General features: G+C 68.9%; 17 protein-coding genes and 1 pseudogene. 8 read left to right on the forward strand and 10 right to left on the reverse strand.

What is annotated here, in order from left to right:
* Positions 1-289 precede the first annotated feature (289 nt).
* The 7 genes from F3T56_RS43460 (at position 290) to F3T56_RS46755 (ending at position 8,143) form a co-directional block, all read left to right on the forward strand.
* A complete protein-coding gene (locus tag F3T56_RS43460; protein WP_216373087.1) occupies positions 290-1,318 on the forward strand; it encodes a LacI family DNA-binding transcriptional regulator in 1,029 nt (342 codons plus the stop codon).
* A gap of 552 nt (positions 1,319-1,870) precedes the next feature.
* A complete protein-coding gene (locus F3T56_RS43465) occupies positions 1,871-3,187 on the forward strand; it encodes an ABC transporter substrate-binding protein (protein WP_149830986.1) in 1,317 nt (438 codons plus the stop codon).
* A gap of 69 nt (positions 3,188-3,256) precedes the next feature.
* Positions 3,257-5,317, forward strand: coding sequence for a beta-galactosidase (locus F3T56_RS43470; protein ID WP_149830987.1), 2,061 nt, complete (start codon positions 3,257-3,259; stop codon positions 5,315-5,317).
* A 30-nt stretch (positions 5,318-5,347) separates the two neighbouring features.
* A complete protein-coding gene (locus F3T56_RS43475) occupies positions 5,348-6,259 on the forward strand; it encodes a carbohydrate ABC transporter permease (protein ID WP_149830988.1) in 912 nt (303 codons plus the stop codon).
* Between the two features lie 94 nt (positions 6,260-6,353).
* Positions 6,354-7,181, forward strand: coding sequence for a carbohydrate ABC transporter permease (locus tag F3T56_RS43480; protein ID WP_246204691.1), 828 nt, complete (start codon positions 6,354-6,356; stop codon positions 7,179-7,181).
* A 180-nt stretch (positions 7,182-7,361) separates the two neighbouring features.
* Complete coding sequence (locus tag F3T56_RS49565) at positions 7,362-7,514, forward strand: transposase family protein (RefSeq protein ID WP_281291972.1); 153 nt, start codon at positions 7,362-7,364, stop codon at positions 7,512-7,514.
* Positions 7,511-8,143, forward strand: a complete 633-nt coding sequence (locus F3T56_RS46755) for a transposase (protein ID WP_172639447.1) — start codon at positions 7,511-7,513, stop codon at positions 8,141-8,143. The genes F3T56_RS49565 and F3T56_RS46755 overlap by 4 nt, the downstream gene beginning before the upstream one ends.
* A 116-nt stretch (positions 8,144-8,259) precedes the next feature.
* Here the strand turns inward: F3T56_RS46755 and F3T56_RS50395 are convergent, their stop codons facing one another.
* The 10 genes and pseudogenes from F3T56_RS50395 to F3T56_RS50400 all read right to left on the reverse strand — a co-directional run bounded on the left by F3T56_RS50395 (position 8,260) and on the right by F3T56_RS50400 (position 17,452).
* Complete coding sequence (locus F3T56_RS50395; protein WP_149831005.1) at positions 8,260-8,415, reverse strand: DUF4259 domain-containing protein; 156 nt, start codon at positions 8,413-8,415, stop codon at positions 8,260-8,262.
* Positions 8,346-8,669 (reverse strand): DUF4259 domain-containing protein, encoded by a 324-nt coding sequence (locus F3T56_RS43495; protein ID WP_172639448.1) that lies wholly within the window; start codon positions 8,667-8,669, stop codon positions 8,346-8,348. Before F3T56_RS43495 ends, F3T56_RS50395 begins: the two co-directional genes overlap by 70 nt.
* Positions 8,670-8,731: 62 nt before the next feature.
* Positions 8,732-9,016, reverse strand: a pseudogene (locus F3T56_RS43500) (transposase); the annotation flags it as partial.
* Between the two features lie 515 nt (positions 9,017-9,531).
* Complete coding sequence (locus F3T56_RS49570) at positions 9,532-9,843, reverse strand: SDR family oxidoreductase (RefSeq protein ID WP_281291971.1); 312 nt, start codon at positions 9,841-9,843, stop codon at positions 9,532-9,534.
* A 29-nt stretch (positions 9,844-9,872) separates the two neighbouring features.
* Positions 9,873-11,504: a class I adenylate-forming enzyme family protein gene (locus F3T56_RS43510; protein WP_149830991.1), complete on the reverse strand. Its 1,632-nt coding sequence runs from the start codon at positions 11,502-11,504 to the stop codon at positions 9,873-9,875.
* Positions 11,505-11,506: 2 nt separating this feature from the next.
* On the reverse strand, positions 11,507-12,397 hold the full coding sequence (locus tag F3T56_RS43515) for a crotonase/enoyl-CoA hydratase family protein (protein ID WP_216373088.1): 891 nt from the start codon (positions 12,395-12,397) through the stop codon (positions 11,507-11,509).
* Between the two features lie 53 nt (positions 12,398-12,450).
* Positions 12,451-14,610, reverse strand: coding sequence for a 3-hydroxyacyl-CoA dehydrogenase NAD-binding domain-containing protein (locus tag F3T56_RS43520; protein WP_149830993.1), 2,160 nt, complete (start codon positions 14,608-14,610; stop codon positions 12,451-12,453).
* Between the two features lie 180 nt (positions 14,611-14,790).
* Entirely contained in the window at positions 14,791-16,011 is a 1,221-nt protein-coding gene (locus tag F3T56_RS43525; RefSeq protein ID WP_149830994.1) for an acetyl-CoA C-acetyltransferase, read from the reverse strand.
* 191 nt (positions 16,012-16,202) lie between these two features.
* Complete coding sequence (locus F3T56_RS43530) at positions 16,203-16,805, reverse strand: TetR/AcrR family transcriptional regulator (protein ID WP_216373089.1); 603 nt, start codon at positions 16,803-16,805, stop codon at positions 16,203-16,205.
* Positions 16,736-17,452 carry a PTS transporter subunit EIIB gene (locus tag F3T56_RS50400; RefSeq protein ID WP_149830996.1) on the reverse strand — a complete coding sequence of 239 codons (717 nt, stop codon included), beginning with the start codon at positions 17,450-17,452 and terminating at the stop codon, positions 16,736-16,738. The genes F3T56_RS43530 and F3T56_RS50400 overlap by 70 nt, the downstream gene beginning before the upstream one ends.
* Positions 17,453-18,059: 607 nt before the next feature.
* On the opposite strand from F3T56_RS50400, the gene F3T56_RS43540 reads away from it, so the two are divergent.
* Positions 18,060-19,974 (forward strand): molybdopterin-dependent oxidoreductase (locus F3T56_RS43540; RefSeq protein WP_149830997.1); only part of this gene is annotated, 1,915 nt, incomplete at its 3' end.

The raw sequence follows: 19,974 nt of genomic DNA on the forward strand, positions 1-19,974 counted from the left end.
GGACCGTGCAGGTCTGACATGAGGAACGCGAGCCGCCGGGTGACGGCGGATTCGGCGGCCGGCCGCACGGCCCGGACAGGGACCATGTGGTCGGCCGGGCCGGACGATCAGCGGGACAGCCGGGCTCGACCGGCCGATGCGGTCGGCTCCGGCGGGACGGCAAGAGGAAAGGGACCGGCCTGCCATGGAGAACTCGGCAGTACAGTACCGATGGGCGTGCGGGCGTGGAGATGCGGCGGGGGGCGGCACGGTGGACGCGGACACGGGACCGGAGAGAGCGGAGCGGGACGTGAAACGGCCGAAGCCGCCGTCCGGAAAGCGTCCCACCATCCTCGACGTCGCGGCGCACGCGGGGGTGTCGCATCAGACCGTCTCGCGCTTCCTGCGGGGCAACGGTGGCATGAAGCCGCAGACGGTGGCCCGCGTAGAACAGGCCGTGGCCGAGCTGGACTACCGGCCCAACCTGGTGGCGCGGTCGATGCGCACCCGCAAGTCGAACCGCGTCACCGTGGTCCTGCCGGCCATGACGACGTTCGTGCCCTCGCAGATCCTGCGGGGAGCGTCCGCCGAGGCACAGGCGGCCGGTTACCTGCTGGACATCGTCGGCCTGGAAGGCGACGAACGGGTCAGGGGCGACCGCGTCCGCGCCCTGCTCGACTCCGGTCAGGCCGAAGGAGTGCTGACCTTCACCCCCATCGGCGACCTGGAGAAGCTGGGGCTGGACCATACGCCGACCGTCGTCATAGGTGAGTACGACGACCAGATGCGGTCCCACGGAATCACGGCTGACGGCGAGCCGGCCGCGATGATCATCGATCACCTCGTCTCCCTGGGCCATCGGCGTTTCGTCCATGTCGCCGGCAGCACGGACTGGATGTCGGCACGCAAGCGACGCGAGGTCTATCTGCGGACGGTCGCCGAGCGGGGCCTGGAGAACTACGCCGTCATCGATGGTGACTGGTCCGTGCGGTCCGGATACGACGCGGCCCAGGGCCTGTCGGCGGACTCCGGTGTCACCGCGGTCCTCGCCGCCAACGACGACGTCGCCATGGGCGTGATCCGTGGCTTCCAGGACCGCGGGTGGCGCGTCCCGGAGGACGTGAGTGTCTTCGGCTGGGACAACCAGGAGTTCACCGCGTACTTCAACCCGTCCATCTCCACCGTGGATCTCGACCGCGAGGCCATGGGCCGGCGGGCCATGCGGGCCCTGCTCGCCCGCATCCGAGAGGAGACCGAGCCGGAACTGCATCTGGACCTCGACTGCCGCCTCGTGCTGCGCGAGTCGTCCGGACCGGCGAGGACGAACCACACCATGTAGCCCGTCGGCCCCACCAACCGGCCGTCGTGCAACGGGCGTCCGGGCGGACATACGCGCCCGAACCCCCGTCCCGCACCGCGCGGAACACGCTGACCCGGCATGTTCGCGCGCGGTGGCGTTCCGCTTCCGTACCGGTCCGGAACCGGTGAAGTCGCACTAAGCACCCAAGCGTTATGTAGAGACCTCTTGACCGAGATGTGGCCGGTTACTACGCTCGCCGCGTGAACGTTCACTATTGCTGACGCACACAGCCCTCAACTCGGCGCGACGCTCGCGGTCAACCCCGCGGATCAGCTCGGCACACCGACCCAAGGCTCCAGCGTACCTTCACAACAACCCCTGTCAGAGCCGCTGCGGCCCACCCGGGATCCCGACGAGCCGGGCCAGCGGCAGGCGACCGGATCGCAAGTAACTTTCGCGGCACGCAAAGCAGCCGGGTTGCGCAGTTGGCCGCCACGCGGCGAGACAGCCGGCGTCCTACGCCGGCTTCCTGAGACGACGTTTCCCCCGTCTGGGCGCACCGCCCAGTGATGGCAGCAGAGGAGCCCCACCATGAACCACTCGTCCCGTCCGAGCAGACGCTCTCGACTCCGTGCGGTCGGGCTGACCTGTTCGGTCTTCGCCCTCGTCCTGTCCGCGGGCTGCGCCGCGGACTCCTCCGGTAACGACGGCGGCAAGACCGTCATCCGGTTCAACTGGTGGGGGTCGGACGTCCGGCACGAGCAGACCAAGCAGATGATCGCGTTGTTCGAGAAGGAGCACCAGAACATCAGCGTCCAGGTCGAGTACTCCAACTGGGACGACTACTGGAAGAAGCTGTCGACCGGGGCGGCCGCCGGTGACATGCCCGACGTCCTGCAGATCACGGACCCGTTCATGTACTCGTACATCGACAACGGGCAGCTGATGGACCTGAAGAAGGTCAAGGACGTGCTGAACACCGACAAGCTGCCCCCGAACTCGATGTCGATGACGACCGTGAAGGGCGGCCTCTACGGCGTCCCGGCCGGCGACAGCGCGTTCGGCGTCGCCGTGGATCCGGCGGCGTTCAAGAAGGCCGGTGTGCCCATTCCGGACGACACCAAGTGGTCGTGGGACGACTACGTGAAGACCGCCACCGCCATCGCCAAGTCGAAGTCGAAACTGGTCGGCAGTGTGATGCCTCTCTACCCCAACATGGTGGGCCCGTGGCTGCGGCAGCACGGTGAGGACTACTGGACCGAGGACGGCAGCGAAATAGGTTTCACCGAGAAGACCATGACCGGCTACTGGGAGTGGGTCGTCAAGCTGCGTGACAGCGGTGGCACGACCAGCCCCGAGGCAGCGGTCGAGGCCCTGGCCTCAGGAGCCGGTATCGAGCAGAACCTGGTCGCCCAGCACAAGGCGGCCATGACCGAGATGTCCGTCACCCAGCTCGGCGCGCTGGAGGCCGCGAGTGGGCGCGAGACCAAGCTGCTGCTCTTCCCCGGCGAGGACGGTGCCGCCCAGGTCGGCGCCTACACCAAGCCGGGCGTCTTCTACGGGGCCTCGGCGCGGACGGAACACCCCAAGGAGGCCGCGCAGCTGCTCGACTTCCTGGTCAACTCCCCCGAGGCGGGCAAGATCGGGAAGTTCGACCGTGGTGTTCCCGTCAACCCCGACGTGCTCAAGGCGATCACGCCCGAGTTGTCCCCCGCGGAGAAGCGGATCGCCGACTACCTGCGCCGTGCCAACGCCCTGAAGCCGACCGCGGTGCACCTCCCCAACGCGGAGGCCGGTCCCGCTGTCCCGGAGATCTTCCAGCGCCTCAACGAGGACGTGCTGTTCGACCGTCTGTCGCCGAAGGCGGCGGCCAAGAAGTTCATCTCCGAGATCAAGTCCCAGCTCTGAGCTGCCACATGTAGTAGCGCTTCCGGAAGGAATCCCGCTGTGTCCGATCCGCGCACGAACGATCCGCGCATGAACACCTTTCGCAGTCGACTGCCGGGAGTCGTCTACGGCGGGGACTACAACCCGGAGCAGTGGCCGAGGGAGGTGTGGCAGGAGGACGTCCGGCTCATGCGAGCCGCGGGCGTGCGGCTCGTGAGCCTGGGCGTCTTCTCCTGGGCCATGCTGGAGCCGGCCGACGGCGAGTTCGACTTCTCATGGCTCGACGAGATCATGGACCTGCTGTGGGCGAACGGCATCCATGTCAACCTCGCGACGCCGAACGCCGCGCCACCTCCGTGGCTCGCCACGGATTTCCCCGAGATCCTGTCAATGGACCGGCAGGGAGTGCGGCACGGCATCGGCAGTCGAGGACACTTCTGCCCCTCCTCCCCGGCCTACCGGGACCGCAGCCGGCGCATCGCCACCAAGCTGGCCGAGCGGTACGGGAGCCATCCGGCACTGGCCATGTGGCACATCGGCAACGAGTACCACTCCGACTGCTTCTGTGACCTGTGCGACGACCGCTTCCGCGAGTGGCTGCGGCAGCGCTACGGCACCCTCGACGAACTCAACCACCGGTGGGGCACCGAGTTCTGGAGCCAGCGCTACGGCGACTGGTCCCAGGTGCACCTGCCCCGACCCGTGCGCGGCTGGGTCAATCCCACCCGGGAGCTGGACTTCTCCCGCTTCACCTCCGACCTCCTGCTGGAACTGGTCACGCAGGAGCGCGACCTGCTCCACCAGATCACCCCCGATGTGCCGGCGACCACCAACTTCTTCGGGTGCCGGCTGACCGACAGCCACCGGTGGGCGAAGGAACTCGACGTCGTCGCCTTCGACTGCTACCCCGACCCCGGCAAGCCGCACTCGATGTCCGTCGCCGCCTTCCAGTACGACCTGATGCGCACCCTGCGCGGCGGGCAGCCCTGGCTGCTGATGGAACAGGCGGCCGGCGCGGTGAGCCAGTGGAAGACCAACCAGGTCAAGCAGCCTGGCCGGATGCGTCTGGGCTCCTACCAGGCCGTCGCGCACGGCTCCGACGCGGTGATGTTCTTCCAGTGGCGGGCCTCACGCCAGGGGCAGGAGAAGTTCCACTCCGCGATGCTCCCGCACGGCGGAGAGAAGACACGGACCTGGCAGGAGGTCAAGGCCCTCGGCAACGAACTGCGGGCCATCGACGAGATCGCCACAGCGCGCACCAGCGCCCAGGCCGCGATCGTCTGGGACTGGCAGAACTGGTGGGCCGTGGAAGGCTGCGCCCACCCGGACAACGCCTTCGACTACCGGGACACCGTCGCCCGGCACTACCGGGCCCTGTGGAACAGCCAGGTCGCCGTCGACGTCGTCACCCTCGACGACGACCTGTCGCCCTACCGTGTCCTGGTCATCCCCAACCAGTACCTGATGACACGTCAGCACAGTGCGGCTGTGCACAGGTTCGTGGAGGACGGCGGCCATCTCGTCGTCTCGTACTTCTCCGGGATCGTCGACGAGGACGACCGGATCGTCGAAGGCGGATATCCGGGGGCCCTGCGCGAGGTGATCGGCGCGCACGTGCAGGAGTTCTCTCCGCTGCCCGCCGAGGCCACGGTGCCGGTCCGGGCGGCAGCCGAACAGACCGCCCTGACCGGTTTCCTCGCGACCGCTTCCCTGTGGCAGGACGACCTCGAAACGGAGACCGCCCGACCGCTCGCCGTCTACCGAAAGGGGCATCTCGCCGGCAAAGCCGCGGTGGTCGAGCACGAACTGGGCCAGGGTCGCGCCGTGTACGTCGGCACACGTCTGGACGACGACGCCCTCAAGGCCCTGGTGCGGCACGTCCTGGATCGTGCCGGGGTGCGACCGGTGCACGCCGCACCACGAGGCGTCGAGGTCACCGAGCGCCGGACGGACACGAATGTGTACCTGTTCCTGCTGAACCACCGGCAGGACAAGGCGACCGTCACCCTCGACCGCTCCGGCACCGACCTGATCACCGGATGCCGCCTGGAGGCCGGGCAGACGCTCGTCCTCGACGCGGCGGACGTCGCCGTCGTGCGCTGTCCGCTGTCCGCGTCGCAGCACGCCGAGCCGTCGTCGAGCGACTCCTGAACCCGCACCCGAACCAAGAACCCGAGGACGATGACTGTGCTCCGCAGCCCCCTCAGCCAGGCGGCCAGAAAAGAAGAACGGACCGCATGGGTCTTCCTGTTGCCGTGGTTCGTCGGCATGGCCGGCGTCACGCTCGGCCCGATGATCGCCTCGCTGTACTTCTCGATGACGGACTACAACCTGCTGAGCTCTCCCGAGTGGGTGGGCTTCGAGAACTACAGCAAGATGCTCGACGACCCCCGATTGCGCACATCCCTGAGCGTGACCTTCGCCTACGTCGCCCTGAGCGTGCCGTTGCTGCTGGCGGTCGCCCTCGCCCTGGCGATGATCCTCAACCGGGGCATCAGGGGACTGGCGTTCTACCGGTCCGTCTACTATCTGCCGTCGCTCCTCGGTGCCTCGGTCGCGGTGGGCATCCTGTGGCGACAGGTCTTCGGTACCGACGGCCTGGTGAACAAGTTCCTCGGACTGTTCGGCATCCACGGGCCCGGCTGGATCTCCAACCCGGACACCGCGCTGTACAGCCTCGTCGTCCTGCACGTGTGGACCTTCGGCTCTTCGATGGTGATCTTCCTGGCCGGTCTGCGGCAGATCCCCGAGCAGTACTACGAAGCCGCCGCCCTCGACGGCGCCGGCCGCTGGCACCAGTTCCGGCACGTCACGGTGCCACTGCTCACCCCGATCATCTTCTTCAACCTCGTTCTGCAGGTCATCAGCTCCTTCCAGTCCTTCACCCAGGCATTCGTCGTCAGCGGGGGGACGGGAGGTCCCTCGGACTCGACCCTCTTCTACTCGCTGTACCTGTACGAGGAGGGCTTCGGCCGGCTCCACATGGGATACGCCTCGGCCATGGCGTGGCTGCTCGTGGTGGTCGTCGGTGCCCTGACCGCGATCAACTTCTACTTCAGCAAGAGATGGGTGTTCTACGGTGACGGTAAGTGAGATGACACTCCTGAAGGCCGAAGACACTCCTTCGCCTGCTCCTGCTCCTGCTCCTGCTCCTGCGCCTGCTCCCGCCGCGCAGCGCCGTAGGAGGGTGGCTCGCATACGCGCGCTCACCAAGCACGTCGTACTGATCGCCTTCGGCCTCGTGATGGTCTACCCGCTGTTGTGGATGATCGCCAGCTCGATCAAACCGGACGCTCTCATCTTCCGTGAGCCCTCCCTGCTGCCTACGGAGACCGACTTCGGCCACTACTCCGACGGCTGGAACGCGCTGTCGCACCCGTTCGGGGTGTACCTGCTGAACTCGGCGATCGTCGTCCTGGGGGCACTGCTCGGCAACCTGGTCAGCTGCTCCATGGCGGCCTACGCCTTCGCGCGGCTGAAGTTCCGCGGGCGGGCGTTCTTCTTCGGCATGATGATGCTGACCCTGATGGTGCCGATCTACGTACTCATCATTCCGCAGTACGTGATGTTCTCGGAGATCGGATGGGTGAACACGTTTCTCCCGCTGATCGTTCCCAAGTTCCTCGCCACGGACGCCTTCTTCATCTTCCTGATGATCCAGTTCTTCCGGAGTCTGCCCACCGAGCTGGACGAGGCGGCCAAGATCGACGGAGCCGGGTACTGGCGTATCTACTTCCAAATCCTGCTGCCCATCTCGTTGCCGGCCCTGGCCACCACCGCCATCTTCACCTTCATCTGGACGTGGAACGACTTCCTGGGCCAGTTGATCTACCTGACCAAACCGGAACTGCAGACCGCACCCGTGGCCCTGCGCAACTACGTCGACGCCACCAGCGGGGCTTCATGGGGATCGCTGTTCGCGATGTCCGTCGTCACGCTGATTCCGGTCTTCATCGTCTTCCTCGTCGGCCAGCGCTACCTCGTCAAGGGAATCGCCACCACGGGAATGAAGTAGCTCTGTGTCGGCGACGGCTGAAAAGTGGTTCTGGATCACTTTCAGTGCCGGGGCCACGGAGGGTCGCCGCAAGCGCGATCATGAACGGTCGTGGGTGATGTGTTCCTCCAGGGCCTGTGGTTCCACCAGGTCGAAGGTGTAGTGATCGAAAACGCAGTGGTCGACGGCGAGTTGGTGGTCGTGCGGGCCCGCGCATCGGCGCAGCGGGCCGCATGTCCCGCCTGCGGGACGGTGTCGGGCCGGGTGCACAGCCGATACGTGCGCCGCCTTTCCGATACTGCGGTCGCCGGGCGTCCCGTGTTGATCGAGTTACACCGACGGGGATCGCGATGAACCGCAGCGGCAGCCGCGCTTACGTCGCGGACTCCGGTGACAGTGCTGTCACCGTGATCGACACCGAGCACAACCGGGTGCGTCGCCATCAGCGATGGGCAGAAGGCTGCACCGTTGCCCGCCGCCTGTTCGAGGAAGTCCGCGAGCGCGGCTATCCCGGCGGCGAGAGCGTGGTGAAGAGGTACGTCCAACGGCTCCGCGAAGCCTGCCCGCACGACGATCCGCCCCGCAAAGCGCCGTCCGTGCGCGACGTGACCAGCTGGATCACCCGCCACCCCGACCGCCTCCACGACGACCAGGCCCAGCAGCTCAAGCAGGATCTCGCCCGCTGCCCCGCCCTCGACCGAACCGCCGAACACGTCCGCGCCTTCGCCGAGTTGATGAACGACCGTCGGGGCCAGGACCTCGGCCAGTGGATGGATGGCGTGCAGGCTGACGACGTGCCCGCCCTGCACGGCTTCGTCAACGGCCTCGGCCAGGACCTCGACGCCGTCGTCGCCGGGCTCAGCCTCCGCTACAGCTCCGGCGCCGTCGAAGGCCACAACAACAAGATCAAGATGATCAAGCGGCAGATGTTCGGCCGCGCCAACTTCGACTTGCTCCGCAATCGGGTCCTCCTCGCGGCGTGAGGCCGTTCATGATCGCGCTTGTGGTGACCCTCCGTGGCCCCGGCACTGAAAGTGATCCAGAACCTCGTTGGGGTCTGGCGCCAGTTCCGTGGTTCCACCACTGCGCGTGACCGTCGTCAGTCGCTTGTGTCCAGTGCATCACGGATCAATTGCACCTCTTGGTGCCATGCGATGGCGTCGCTGCTGTCCACCCAGCCCTGCGTTAGCTCGGACCCGTCTTCGGCGACACGGTGGAGGGCCCTGCGAGCCAGTGCACGTAAGGATACTGGCAGTTGAGCAGCGGCTCTTTCGGTCCGTCGTCAGGGTCGATCAGAATCCCGCTGCCAGGAACCTGAGCGGCGACCAGGGCAGCAGCGGCGACGGCTTCCACCCCGTCTCCGCCATCCACCCGTGTGCCGGAGTCTGCGACACGCTGGAGGGCCCCGTGCAGCACATCGATGATCTGCTCAGAGGAGAGTCCCTCCAGTTCATCAACAAAGTCTGCGGCGAGGTCACTGTCGAATGGGCCGGTTCCCCACGTTCCCATGCTCGGCTCCTGGTATCGCTGATCATTGGCTGAGGCAGCATTCCAGCAGCCACTGACAGAGGTCATGAAGCGAGGAGTACTCGCTTGCGCAGGAGAGCGAATCCGGCGCGGCCGAAAATCTGGCGTTTGAGCATCTTGATCCGGTTGACTGCTCCCTCGACCGGGCCGGAGTTCCAGTCTGTCGTCAGACCGGCGGTCACCGCGTCGAAGTCGCTGTGCAGGCCGCCGGCGAAGCTGCTGATGCCGGGCAGGTTGGCGCCCGTGGCCTCGGTGATCCAGTCGGGCAGCCGGGTGCCGCTGAGCGTGGTGAGCATCATCGAAAACTGACCCAGGGCTGCGGTCAAGGAAGGCCGCTGCGTCGAGAAGAGGCCTGCCCGCACGGCGGTAGCGGGCCGATGGTGGGGCCTGGCCCTGGTGGCGATGGTGATCGACTGACGCCTCTATCCGCTTCAGTCGGGTGCAGGCACTTCGACGCGCCTGCACCGGACGCGGCGGGCGGTGCGGGGTCCCTGTGCGCAGGGCTACCGTGGTGACACTGGCAGAAGTGGTCGCGGTGGCGCTCCGGGTCTTCAGCGAGCAGGGGTTCGACCGGACGACCGTCGACGAGAGTCCCGCCCGAGGCGGAGCTCTCGCGCGCCGGTCTGTTCCGGTGATGCGCAGGGCGTCGCCGCCCTTGGCCGACATTCCCGGTGTCCTCGCACTGATGTGCACCACGCTGACGCGCGCACCCAGCCGCCTTCCACCGCTGCCCTCGCCATGTTCGTCCCGCTCACCGCAGCGCATGGGCGAAGAACGAGGCCAAGCCGCAGCGCGAAGCCCCCGACAGTGGCCGTGCAGCTCAGCCACGGGTGACCCCCACATGTCACGGGAGGTGTCGGATGGTGTGGCTGAGCCGGAGTTGGGGCGAGGGAGAAGGCACCGCACGAGCACGCGAGAGGGATCCGCTCCCCGCCGGCCGAGCGCGGGCATCAGTCGATGGGCGTCGACGAGTGAACGGTCGCGTCACGCCGCCGTCCACGAGCAGGTCGGTGCCGGTGATGTGGCCGGCCTGGGGGCTGCGCAGGAACTCCGCGGCTGCGGCGATGTCGTCCGGGGTGCCGAGACGCCTGGCGGCCGACATGGCGAGCATGTCCCGCATCTGCTGCTCGTTCTGGCCGTCCGTCCCACCGGCCACCAGGGCGCCCCTGTCCAGTGGATTCCCGCTTACGGAAGTGGCTTCAGGTCGCCGTGGCCGATCTGCCGTCGCAGGAGGAACTTCTGGATCTTGCCCATGGCGTTGGCGGGTATGGCGTCACCGGAATACCAGTGGCGCGGCGTCTTGTGGGGGGCCAGGGTCGCGCGCAGGTGGGCGTGGAGTTCTGCGGCAGTGGGAGGATCGGCGTGGTCGGCGGGGATGATGACGGCGGCGACCTGTTCGCCCCAGTGCGGGTCCGCGACGCCGAGCACGGCGGCCTGGCGGACACGGGGGTGGGCGAGGAGAGCGGCCTCGATCTCGGCCGGGTAGATGTTCTCCCCACCACGGATGATCATGTCTTTGAGGCGGCCGGTCACGGTGACGAAGCCACGCTCGTCCATGACGCCCAGGTCGCCGGTGTGCAGCCAGCCATCGGGATCCAGGGTCTGGGCGGTGGCGTCGGGGAGGTCGTGGTACCCCAGCATGGCCTGATAACCGCGGGCGCATATCTCGCCCGGCTCACCGACCGGCACCGGATCACCACCGCGGGGGTCGGCGATCTTGACCTCGACCTGCCACAGGGGACGGCCCGCGGTGTGCAGCCTGTCGTCGGGATCGTCGTCCGGTGCGGTCTGTGTGACGGCGGGACTCAGTTCGGTCTGCCCGTACAGGACGGAGAGCCGTACGCCGAAGCGGCGCTCGGTCTCCGCGATCAGTTCCGGGGGTACCCGGTCGCCTCCGGACAGGACGGCCGAGCAGGCGCTGAGGTCGTGGCTGTCGAAGGAGGGGTGGTTCAGCAGCGCGGAGAGCATGACCGGGACTCCCCCGAAGAAGTCGGCCCGGTGCTTCTGCAGCGCCTCCAGGACGAGGTCGGGCTGGAAGACCTGAACGAGCACGAGCGTGCCGGCGTTGGCGGCGACGCCCAGCACCGTCAGGTCGCACCCGGCGGTGTGGAAGAGCGGCAGCGCGCTGACCCAGGTCCCGTGCCGGGGGAATCCGGCGCGGGCGGCCACGAAGGCGGCGTTGGTGACCAGTCCGCGGTGGTGCAGGACGGCGCCCTTGGGCGTGCCGGTCGTGCCGGAGGTGTACTGGATCTGTGCGGCCGCGCCGGGGTCGACCGACGGCAGCGGGGCGCGCGTGGTACGGCGGATATCGGCGAGCCATCCGGTGAAGGAGGCCTGCACACGCAGCCGGGGCAGCCCGGAACGGATCCGTTCCACCGCTGCGGCCATGTCGGTGTCGTGGAAGGAGTCGGTGAGCAGCAGGCCCACGGCCCCCGACTGGGACAGTACGTGCTGGAGTTCGGCGTCGCGCATCGCCGGGTTGACGGTGACGAGGACGTGCCCGGCCAAGGCCGCGCCGTACTGGAGGATCACCCACTCGGGGAGGTTGGGCGCCCACACGGCGATGTGCTCGCCCGGCGCGAAGCGTTCGGTCAGCCAGGACGCGGCGTGCTCGGCGTCGTCCAGGAGCTGGGCGTAGGTCCAGGTGCGGTCGGTGCGGTCGGCACCGGACAGGACGGCGCCGGGCGGGGCGGCCTCGATCAGGGCCAGGCGGTCGGGGTCGGTCGACGCGGCCTGGCGCAGGATGTCGCCGAGGGTGAGGTCGAGGACGGGCCGGGAGGTGTCGGCGGGCCGGTACGACAAGGCGGGTGGGGTCATCGTCAGTCCTCCAGATCCTGCGCGGTGGGGATCGGGCCGCCGCCTTCGGGGATCCAGCGGCCGGAGTCGCGCCACTTGACCGCCGCGTGGAAGCCGTGGGTGGCGGCGAACTGCTGGAACCAGCGGCCCTCGGGCGAGTGCCGGGTGATGCCGTCGAAGAGTGTGGCCAGGACCTGGGTGCCGTGCAGGCCCATGTTGTCGTACGCCTGATTGATCATCAGTTTCTGCATGGCGAGCTGGTTGACCGGCACCCCCGCCATCCGGTCCGCCAACTCCTCCACCCGCGCGTCCAGCTCACCGGCCGGTGGCGCGTCCAGGACCAGGCCCCAGTCGGCGGCGGTACGGCCGTCGATGGTGTCGCCGGTCAGCAGCATGCGCTTGGCGCGCTCGGCGCCTAGCCGGTACACCCACATCGCCGTGGTCGGACAGCCCCACACACGGGACGGCATGTAGCCGATCTGCGCGTCCTCGGCCATGACCACGAGGTCGCAGGAGAGGGCGATGTCGCTGCCGCCGGCCACGGCGTAGCCGTGCACCTTGGCGATGGTGGGCTTCAGTGACCGCCACAGCGTGAAGAAGTCGTCGCTGAACCCCTTCATCCAGGCGAAGTCCTTGATCGGGTCCCACACCGTGTCGCCGTCGGTGGAGCCCTGGGTGCCCCCGCCCTCCTCGGCGGACATCTTCAGGTCGTATCCGGAGCAGAAGGCCCGGCCCGCGCCCTGGAGCACGATCACGTGAACCTGGGGGTCGTCGTTGGCGCGCCGGACGGCCGCGGCTATGTCGCCCGGCATGCGCAAGTCGATCGCGTTCAGCCGGTCGGGCCGGTTCAGGGTCAGGTACGCCTTGCGGCCCTTCACCTCGTACAGGACGGTGGACTGCTGGTCGTCGCTCACAGGTGCTCCGTTCATCAAGTGGGGGCGTCAGCCCGGATGGGATGAGTGGTGGATCAGAAGGTCTCGCCGCGCGCGGCCTTCTCGCGCAGCAGCGTGTTCGGCGTGAACCGCTCGCCGTGCGCCGCGGCCAGCTGGTCGGCTCGGGCGACGAAGGCCGGCAAGCCCCCGGGGTAACCGCTGGCGTACTGCAGGACGCCGCCGGTCCAGGGCGGGAATCCGATGCCCAGCAGGGAGCCGATGTTGGCGTCCGCCGTACTTGTCAGCACGCCTTCGGCCACGCAGCGCGCCGCCTCGACGGTCTCGGCGAACAGCAGCCGCTCGATCAGCTCGTGGAGATCGGTCCGCGCCGGATCACCATGCGCGGGGAACGTGGCCGCGAGCCCCGGCCACAGGCCGGTACGCCTGCCCGAGCCGTCGTAGTCGTAGAAACCGCCGCCGCGCACACGGCCCGGCCTGCCCAGCCGGGCCATCGTCTCGGCGACCGCCTCCCCAGGGTGTGCACGGTGGCCGTCGCCGTCCGCGGGGCGCTTCTCGTCGCGGATCCTCAGCAGCAGCTCCAGGTTGAGCTCGTCCGCCAACTGCAGTGCGCCGACCGGGTATCCGGCCTGCCAGGCAGCCTGCTCGACGGTCCCCGCGGCGAAGCCCTCGCCGAGCATGGCCAGGGCCTCGTAGACGAACGTCCCGATGACGCGGGAGGTGAAGAACCCGTGGCTGTCGTTGACGACGATCGGCGTCTTGCCGATCTGCGCCACGAAGTCCAGCGCACGTGCCAGGGCCGCGTCGCTCGTCCGCTCACCCCGGACGACCTCCACCAGCGGCATCCTGTCGACGGGCGAGAAGAAGTGCACACCGATGAAGTCCTCCTGGCGGCGCACCCCTTCGGCCAGGCCGGTGATGGGCAGGGTGGACGTGTTCGAGCCGAGCAGCGCGTCGGGGGCGGCCGCCTTCTCCGCCTCGGCGAACACCTCCCGTTTGAGGCCCACGTCCTCGAACACCGCCTCCACGACGAGATCGCAGCCTGCCAGGTCGGCGTACTCGGCAGTCGGTGTGATCCGGGCGAGAACCTCCTCCCACCCGGTCTCGCTCGTCCTCCCGCGTGCCACAGCCCGGTCGAGGAGCCCGCGGGAGTGGTCCTTGCCCTGCTCGGCGGCCTGGACGGACACATCCTTGAGAACGACGTCGATGCCGCTGTTCGCGCAGACGTGGGCGATGCCGGCGCCCATCATGCCCGCGCCCAGCACAGCGACCTTGGACACGGGCCGCCTGGGGTGACCCTGCGGGCGTGAGCCGCCCGCCTTGACCGTGTTCAGGTCGAACCAGAACGCCTGGATCATGTTCTTGGCGGTCTGGCCGCGTACGACGTCGACGAAGTACCGGCCCTCGATCCGCAGTGCGCTGTCCAGGTCCACCTGGGCACCCTCGACGACGGCGGCCAGGATGTGATGCGGGGCCGGTAGCGGCGCACCTCTGAGCTTCTTGCGCAGGGTGGCGGGGAGGGTCGGCAGGATAGCCGCGAGCCCCCGGGAGGCCGGGGTGCCGCCGGGGATGACGTAGCCCTGCGCGTCCCAGCGCTGCACCGAGTGGGGGTGCGCTGTGATCCAGGCGCGGGCCTTGGCAAGCAGCTCCGTGGGGTTCGCTGCGAGTTCGTCCACCAGCCCGGCCTCCAGCGCCCGGGCGGCGGTGTACCGGGGACCCTCCAGGAGGACCTTCGTCAGGGCGTCCAGGACACCGAGCAGCCGGGTGGTCCGTGCCACTCCGCCGCCACCCGGCAGCAGGCCGAAGGTGACTTCCGGCAGACCGAACCGCGGACTCGGGGAGTCCAGCGCGATGCGGTGGTGGCAGGCGAGCGCGAGTTCGAGACCACCGCCCAGAGCGGAACCGCCGAGCGCCGCGACAACCGGTTTGCCCAGTGTCTCCAGCGTGCGCAGGCACGCCTTGGTCTGCTCGACGTCCGCGGCGAATCGGGCCGCGTTCGCGTCGGTGACCTGGATCAGCTGCCGGAGGTCCCCGCCTGCCAGGAAGGAGTCCTTCGCGGAGGTGATGATCACGCCGGTGATCGCGTCCTTGCCGCTGACGAGCCGCTCGACGACCGCGGCGAGCGAGGCGCGGAAGGCGTCGTTCATGGTGTTGGCCCGACGGCCCGGGTCATCCAGCGTGAGCGTGACCACGCCGTCGGTGTCCTGCTCCCACCGGATGGTGTTCTGGTCGGTCATGAGGTGGTTCCCGCTTCCTGGGTGTCCTTGGTCCTCGGCGTCTGGGTATGTCGCAGGGTGTCCCTCGGGGCAGCGCTCGATGCGCGGGCCCGGATGGGCTCGGCCGCCGGCCGTAGGGGCCCGTTTCGCGGGATCGGGGGCGGGCTCGGTTCCCTGGCCTGGAGCCGTCAGGCTTCCCCTTCAGAGGCGCTCGATGATGGTGGCGACCCCCATGCCGCCGCCGGTACAGATGGCGGCCAGGCCGTAGCGCAGGTCGCGGCGTTCAAGCTCGTCGAGGAGGGTGCCGACGAGCATCGCGCCGGTGGCACCGAGCGGATGCCCCAGCGCGATCGCGCCGCCGTTGACGTTGACCTTCTCGTGCGGGACATCCAGATCGCGCAGGAACTTCAACACCACGGACGCGAAGGCCTCGTTGACCTCCCACAGGTCGATGTCCCCGACGGCCAGCCCCGCCTTCGCCAGAGCCTTGCGCGCGGCGGGCGCAGGACCGGTCAGCATGATCGTCGGTTCGTCGGCCACGGTGGCTGTGGCGACGACGCGAGCCCTCGGCACGAGGCCGAGGTCGCGCCCCGCCTGCTCGCTGCCGACGACCGTCAGCGCGGCGCCATCGGCGACGGCGGAGGAGTTGCCCGCGGTGTGGACGTGGTCGATCCGCTCGATCCAGTGATACTTCTGCACCGCCACGGCGTCGAAACCGCCCTGCTCTCCCATCGCCGCGAACGACGGCTTCAGGCGCGCGAGTACGGCAGGATCCGTGCCGGGCCGCACCAGCTCGTCGTGGTCCAGCACGGTGTGGCCGTTGATGTCGCGCACGGGGACGAGCGAGCGGCCGAACGCGCCGTCGGCGACCGCCTTGGCCGCCCGGGCCTGGGACTCGGCGGCGAACGCGTCGACGTCCCCACGACTCAGACCCTCGAGCGTGGCGATGAGGTCGGCGCTGATCCCCTGCGGGACGAAGGCGGTGCCGTAAGCGGTCTCGGGGTCCATCATCGCCGGGCCTTGGTCCGAGCCCATCGGCACCCGCGACATCGACTCCACCCCGCCCGCGAGGATAAGGTCCTCCCACCCGGAACGGACCTTCTGCGCGGCGGTGTTCACGGCTTCCAGCCCCGAACCGCAGAACCGGTTCAGCTGGAAGCCCGCGCCGGACGTCTCGTAGCCCGCGGCCAGCGCGGCGGTCCGAGCGAGGTTCGCGCCCTGGTCACCGATCGGCGAGACCACGCCCAGGATCACGTCATCCACCCGCAGCGGGTCGAAGCTCGGATGGCGTGAGCCCACTGCGTCGAGGAGTCCGGCGACGAGCGAGACCGGCTTGACGCCGTGCAGTGAACCGCCGACCCGGCCACGACCGCGCGGGGTTCGCAGCGCGTCGTAGACGAACGCTTCGGTGGGGTCACCCATGAGGGCCGCCTTCCTCTCTGGCGGAACGCTTTGAGCAAGTGGGGTGCGCGGGCCGCGCTCTACGCGTCCGTCCGGACACTGCGCCCTCGTGCCGCCCTGGCAACCGACCTCGCACTGCCGGCTGCCCGCACGGGCGCCGCCGCCGCGGGCGTGCCGGGCCGGGCCGCCCTGGTGTGCCGGCCGGGCGGAGTTCAGTAACTGCCCGCTCCGGTCAGCATCGGCCGTACGATCCGGGCCCACTGCTCCAGCAGCGCGTCGCGGTCCGCGTCCTCCCGGTGGAGCACGTCGGAGATCGTCATGCCGCGCAGCAGGTGCACGGTCAGTTCGGCCACCGCCGGATAGTCGGGCGAGGCGGTCAGCTCCGGGCCCATCACCTCGTCGACCACCCGGTACAGGTCCCGGCGAGCCGCCCCCTCGGCATGACGCAGCACCTCGCACAGGCGCGCATTGGTGCGTGCCACCGCCCACAGCTCCATCTCTGCGGTGAACGCCGGACTGCGCATCACTGTGCGGAGCACGCGCAGCGAGCGCATCAGAGGGTCGCCCGCCGGGTCCGCCGCGGTCAGTTCGCGGCGTACGGCCTGCTCGTTGCGCGCGACGAGTTGACTGACGGCAGCCCCGAACAGCTCCTCCCGGGTGGGGAAGTGATGCAGCAACGCACCCCGGCTGACACCGCTCCGCCGTTGCACTTCCAGGGTTGTCGTCGCCGCGAAGCCCAGCTCGATCAGTGACTCCACCGCCGCGTCCACGATCCGGGTCCGCGTGGCGTCGCGTTGTTCGTCCCGCTTGCCCACAACATGCCACCTTTCACAGTCAGCTCTGACTGTAAACCGGAGCATCTCACAGTCAGAGCTGACTGTGAAGAGGGGGCGATCACCGTGATGAAGATGCGGCTCGCCCCTGCCGCGAAGGCGTACGTTGCCCGCCACATCGGTGAGGCCAAGAGCCCCCGCGACGCGCGGCGATGCCCCAAGCGGCTTGCCACGACATAGCAGCCTCGGGGGCGGGTCAGGGGGGTGGCGATGTCGCCGAGCGCGTCCCGCACGTCCTCGAACAGCTGGAAGAGTTCGCGCCGGGGCGCGACGTGCAGTTCGTCCGCCTGCCACACGGTGAACGCCACGAGGGGATGAGAGCCGAGGGCGTCGATGTCGGCCGCTGCCGCGTCGCGCAACCGGAACCGGAGAGGGACGAAGCAGTGCGTCAGCCGGGTGACGTTCTCCCGGCCGCCCACGCCGTGCAGGATCGCGTCCGCGGCGTGGGCGCCGTCAGACGCCGACACAGTCGCCCTCCGCTGTGTCGGGCTGCGCCGGCAGACGGCTGACGTGCAGCGCACGCACGGACGGCGACCGAGCCGCGGATGAGGCGAAGGACTTCGACCTGGAGCCGCTGGAGTCCTACCCGGGACCGAGCGGGTTGTGGCACTGCACCGGATCAGGCTCATAATCGGGCTGGTCTGCTCGACGCCTATCAGGTCGGCTGCCCAGCCCCGCTGGAAGACGCAACGACGGCGCCGGCTAGTGGCGACTGAGCGCTGAGCGAGCCCTTGAAGGCATCTGGTCACCGCTGCGATGCGGCATCACGTTGGCAAGGTCGTTCGACGAGGGGCAGCCGAACACGCTCTCCAGGGTGCCGCCCCCGTCCGATTGGTGTTCGCCGTGATGGTCCCCAGCTGCCATAAGTCGGCTTTGCGGGGCATCTGTGGCGATCGCTGGGCCGCGGACATCTCCGGTCGTGCTTCGGTGCTGCTGCTGTCCCTGCTCGTCGTCCATGGTCGGCAGGTCGTTCTGCCTGCCCGGGCGCGCGGTCGATCGCGCACTCGGCGCCTACCGCGACGAGGGCGGTGCATAAGCCGGGCGCTGCCTCGAAACGGCAGGGTGGCGGCCTTGACAGGAGGCCGCAAGTGGGGCTTCCTTAGGTGCGTTGCGTATGGCGATACTGTTGTGCAATTAGCAACATGCTCGTCTCCGGTGGCGGCTCTCCGTACGACGGCCGCGATGCCCGGCGATGGAATGGCTCTGATTCCCCTACACCGCGGAGTAGCGCTTCAGATGACTCGCAAGCCACCTGCTGAGGACCCCGGCGATGCCCGACTGCGGGTCGGCCCCCCGAAGGAGTACGCCGCCGGCATCCCCGCGGTCACCTCCTCGCTGCGGCACGCCGGCGAACAGATGGGGGCCCGCCGCAGCCTGCTCACGCTGCTCCGGGTCAATCAGAAGGAGGGCTTCGACTGTCCTGGGTGCGCCTGGCCCGAGCCGGACCACCGGCACAAGGCGGAGTTCTGCGAGAACGGCGCCAAGGCCGTGGCCGAGGAGGCCACCGTACGCCGGGTCACCCCGGAGTTCTTCGCCGGGCACACCCTGGAGGACCTGCTCCCGCGCAGCGACTACTGGCTGGGGCAGCAGGGACGCCTCACCCACCCCATGTACCGCCCGGCCGGCGCCGACCGCTACCGGCCGATCTCCTGGGACGAGGCGTTCGCCGTGATCGCCCGCGAACTCGGCGCGCTCGACCACCCGGACCAGGCCGCCTTCTACACCTCCGGACGGGCGAGCAACGAGGCCGCGTTCCTCTATCAGCTCTTCGTCCGCGGCTTCGGCACCAACAACCTGCCGGACTGTTCCAACATGTGCCACGAGTCCAGCGGCTCGGCCCTGGTGGAGACCATCGGCATCGGCAAGGGCAGCGTCAGCCTGGAGGACCTCTACGAGGCCGACCTCATCCTTGTGGTGGGCCAGAACCCCGGCACCAACCACCCCCGCATGCTCTCCGCGCTGGAGCAGGCCAAGCAGCGGGGCGCTCGCGTCATCGCGGTCAACCCCCTGCCCGAGGCCGGGCTGCNGCTGGAGCAGGCCAAGCAGCGGGGCGCTCGCGTCATCGCGGTCAACCCCCTGCCCGAGGCCGGGCTGCTCCGGTTCAAGAACCCCCAGAAGCCCTCCGGCGTCATCGGCGGCGGCACCAAGCTGGCGGACCAGTTCCTGCAGATCAGGCTGGGCGGCGACCAGGCACTCTTCCAAGCCTTCAACCGCATGCTGCTGGAGACGGAGGACGAGGCCCCCGGCACCCTGGACACCTCCTTCATCGAGCGGTACACGCACGGCTTCGAGGAGTTCGCCGAGCACGCCCGCAAGGCGTCGTGGGACGAGATCCTTCAGGCCACCGGTCTGCCCGAGGAGGAGATCCGGACCGCGTTCCGCCAGGTGCTGGCCGCCGAGAAGATCGTCGTCTGCTGGGCGATGGGACTCACCCAGCACAAGCACTCCGTGCCCACCATCCGGGACGTCGTCAACTTCCTTCTGCTGCGCGGCAACATCGGCCGCCCGGGCGCCGGCCTGTGCCCGGTGCGCGGCCACTCCAACGTGCAGGGCGACCGCACGATGGGCATCTACGAGAAGCCGGACGACGCCTTCCTGGACCGGCTCGGCGCCGAGTTCGCCTTCACACCCCCGCGCCACCACGGCCACGACGCGGTCGACAGCATCCGCGCCATGCGTGACGGGGACGTGAAGGTCTTCGTCGCGCTGGGCGGCAACTTCGTCGCCGCGGCTCCCGACACCGACCTGACCGAGCAGGCGCTGCGCAGGTGCCGTCTCACCGTCCAGATCTCGACCAAGCTCAATCGCTCCCATGTCATCGCCGGGGAGCAGGCCCTCATCCTCCCGTGCCTCGGCCGGACCGAGGCCGACCTGCGGCCGAGCGGCCCCCAGCTGGTCACGGTCGAGGACTCCATGGGCATGGTGCACCTCTCGCGGGGGCGGCTCGCGCCCGCGTCCCAGCACCTGCTGAGCGAGGTCGCGATCATCTGCCGGATGGCACGGGCCACCCTCGGTGAAGCGGACCCGCAGGTGCCGTGGGAGGAGTTCGCATCGGACTACGACCGCATCCGCGACCGCATCGAGCGCGTGATCCCCGGCTTCGAGAACTTCAACACCCGGGTACGGCGGCCGGGCGGCTTCGCCCTGCCCC

Source organism: Streptomyces tailanensis (genome assembly GCF_008386495.1).
Taxonomy (GTDB): Bacteria; Actinomycetota; Actinomycetes; order Streptomycetales; family Streptomycetaceae; genus Streptomyces; species Streptomyces tailanensis.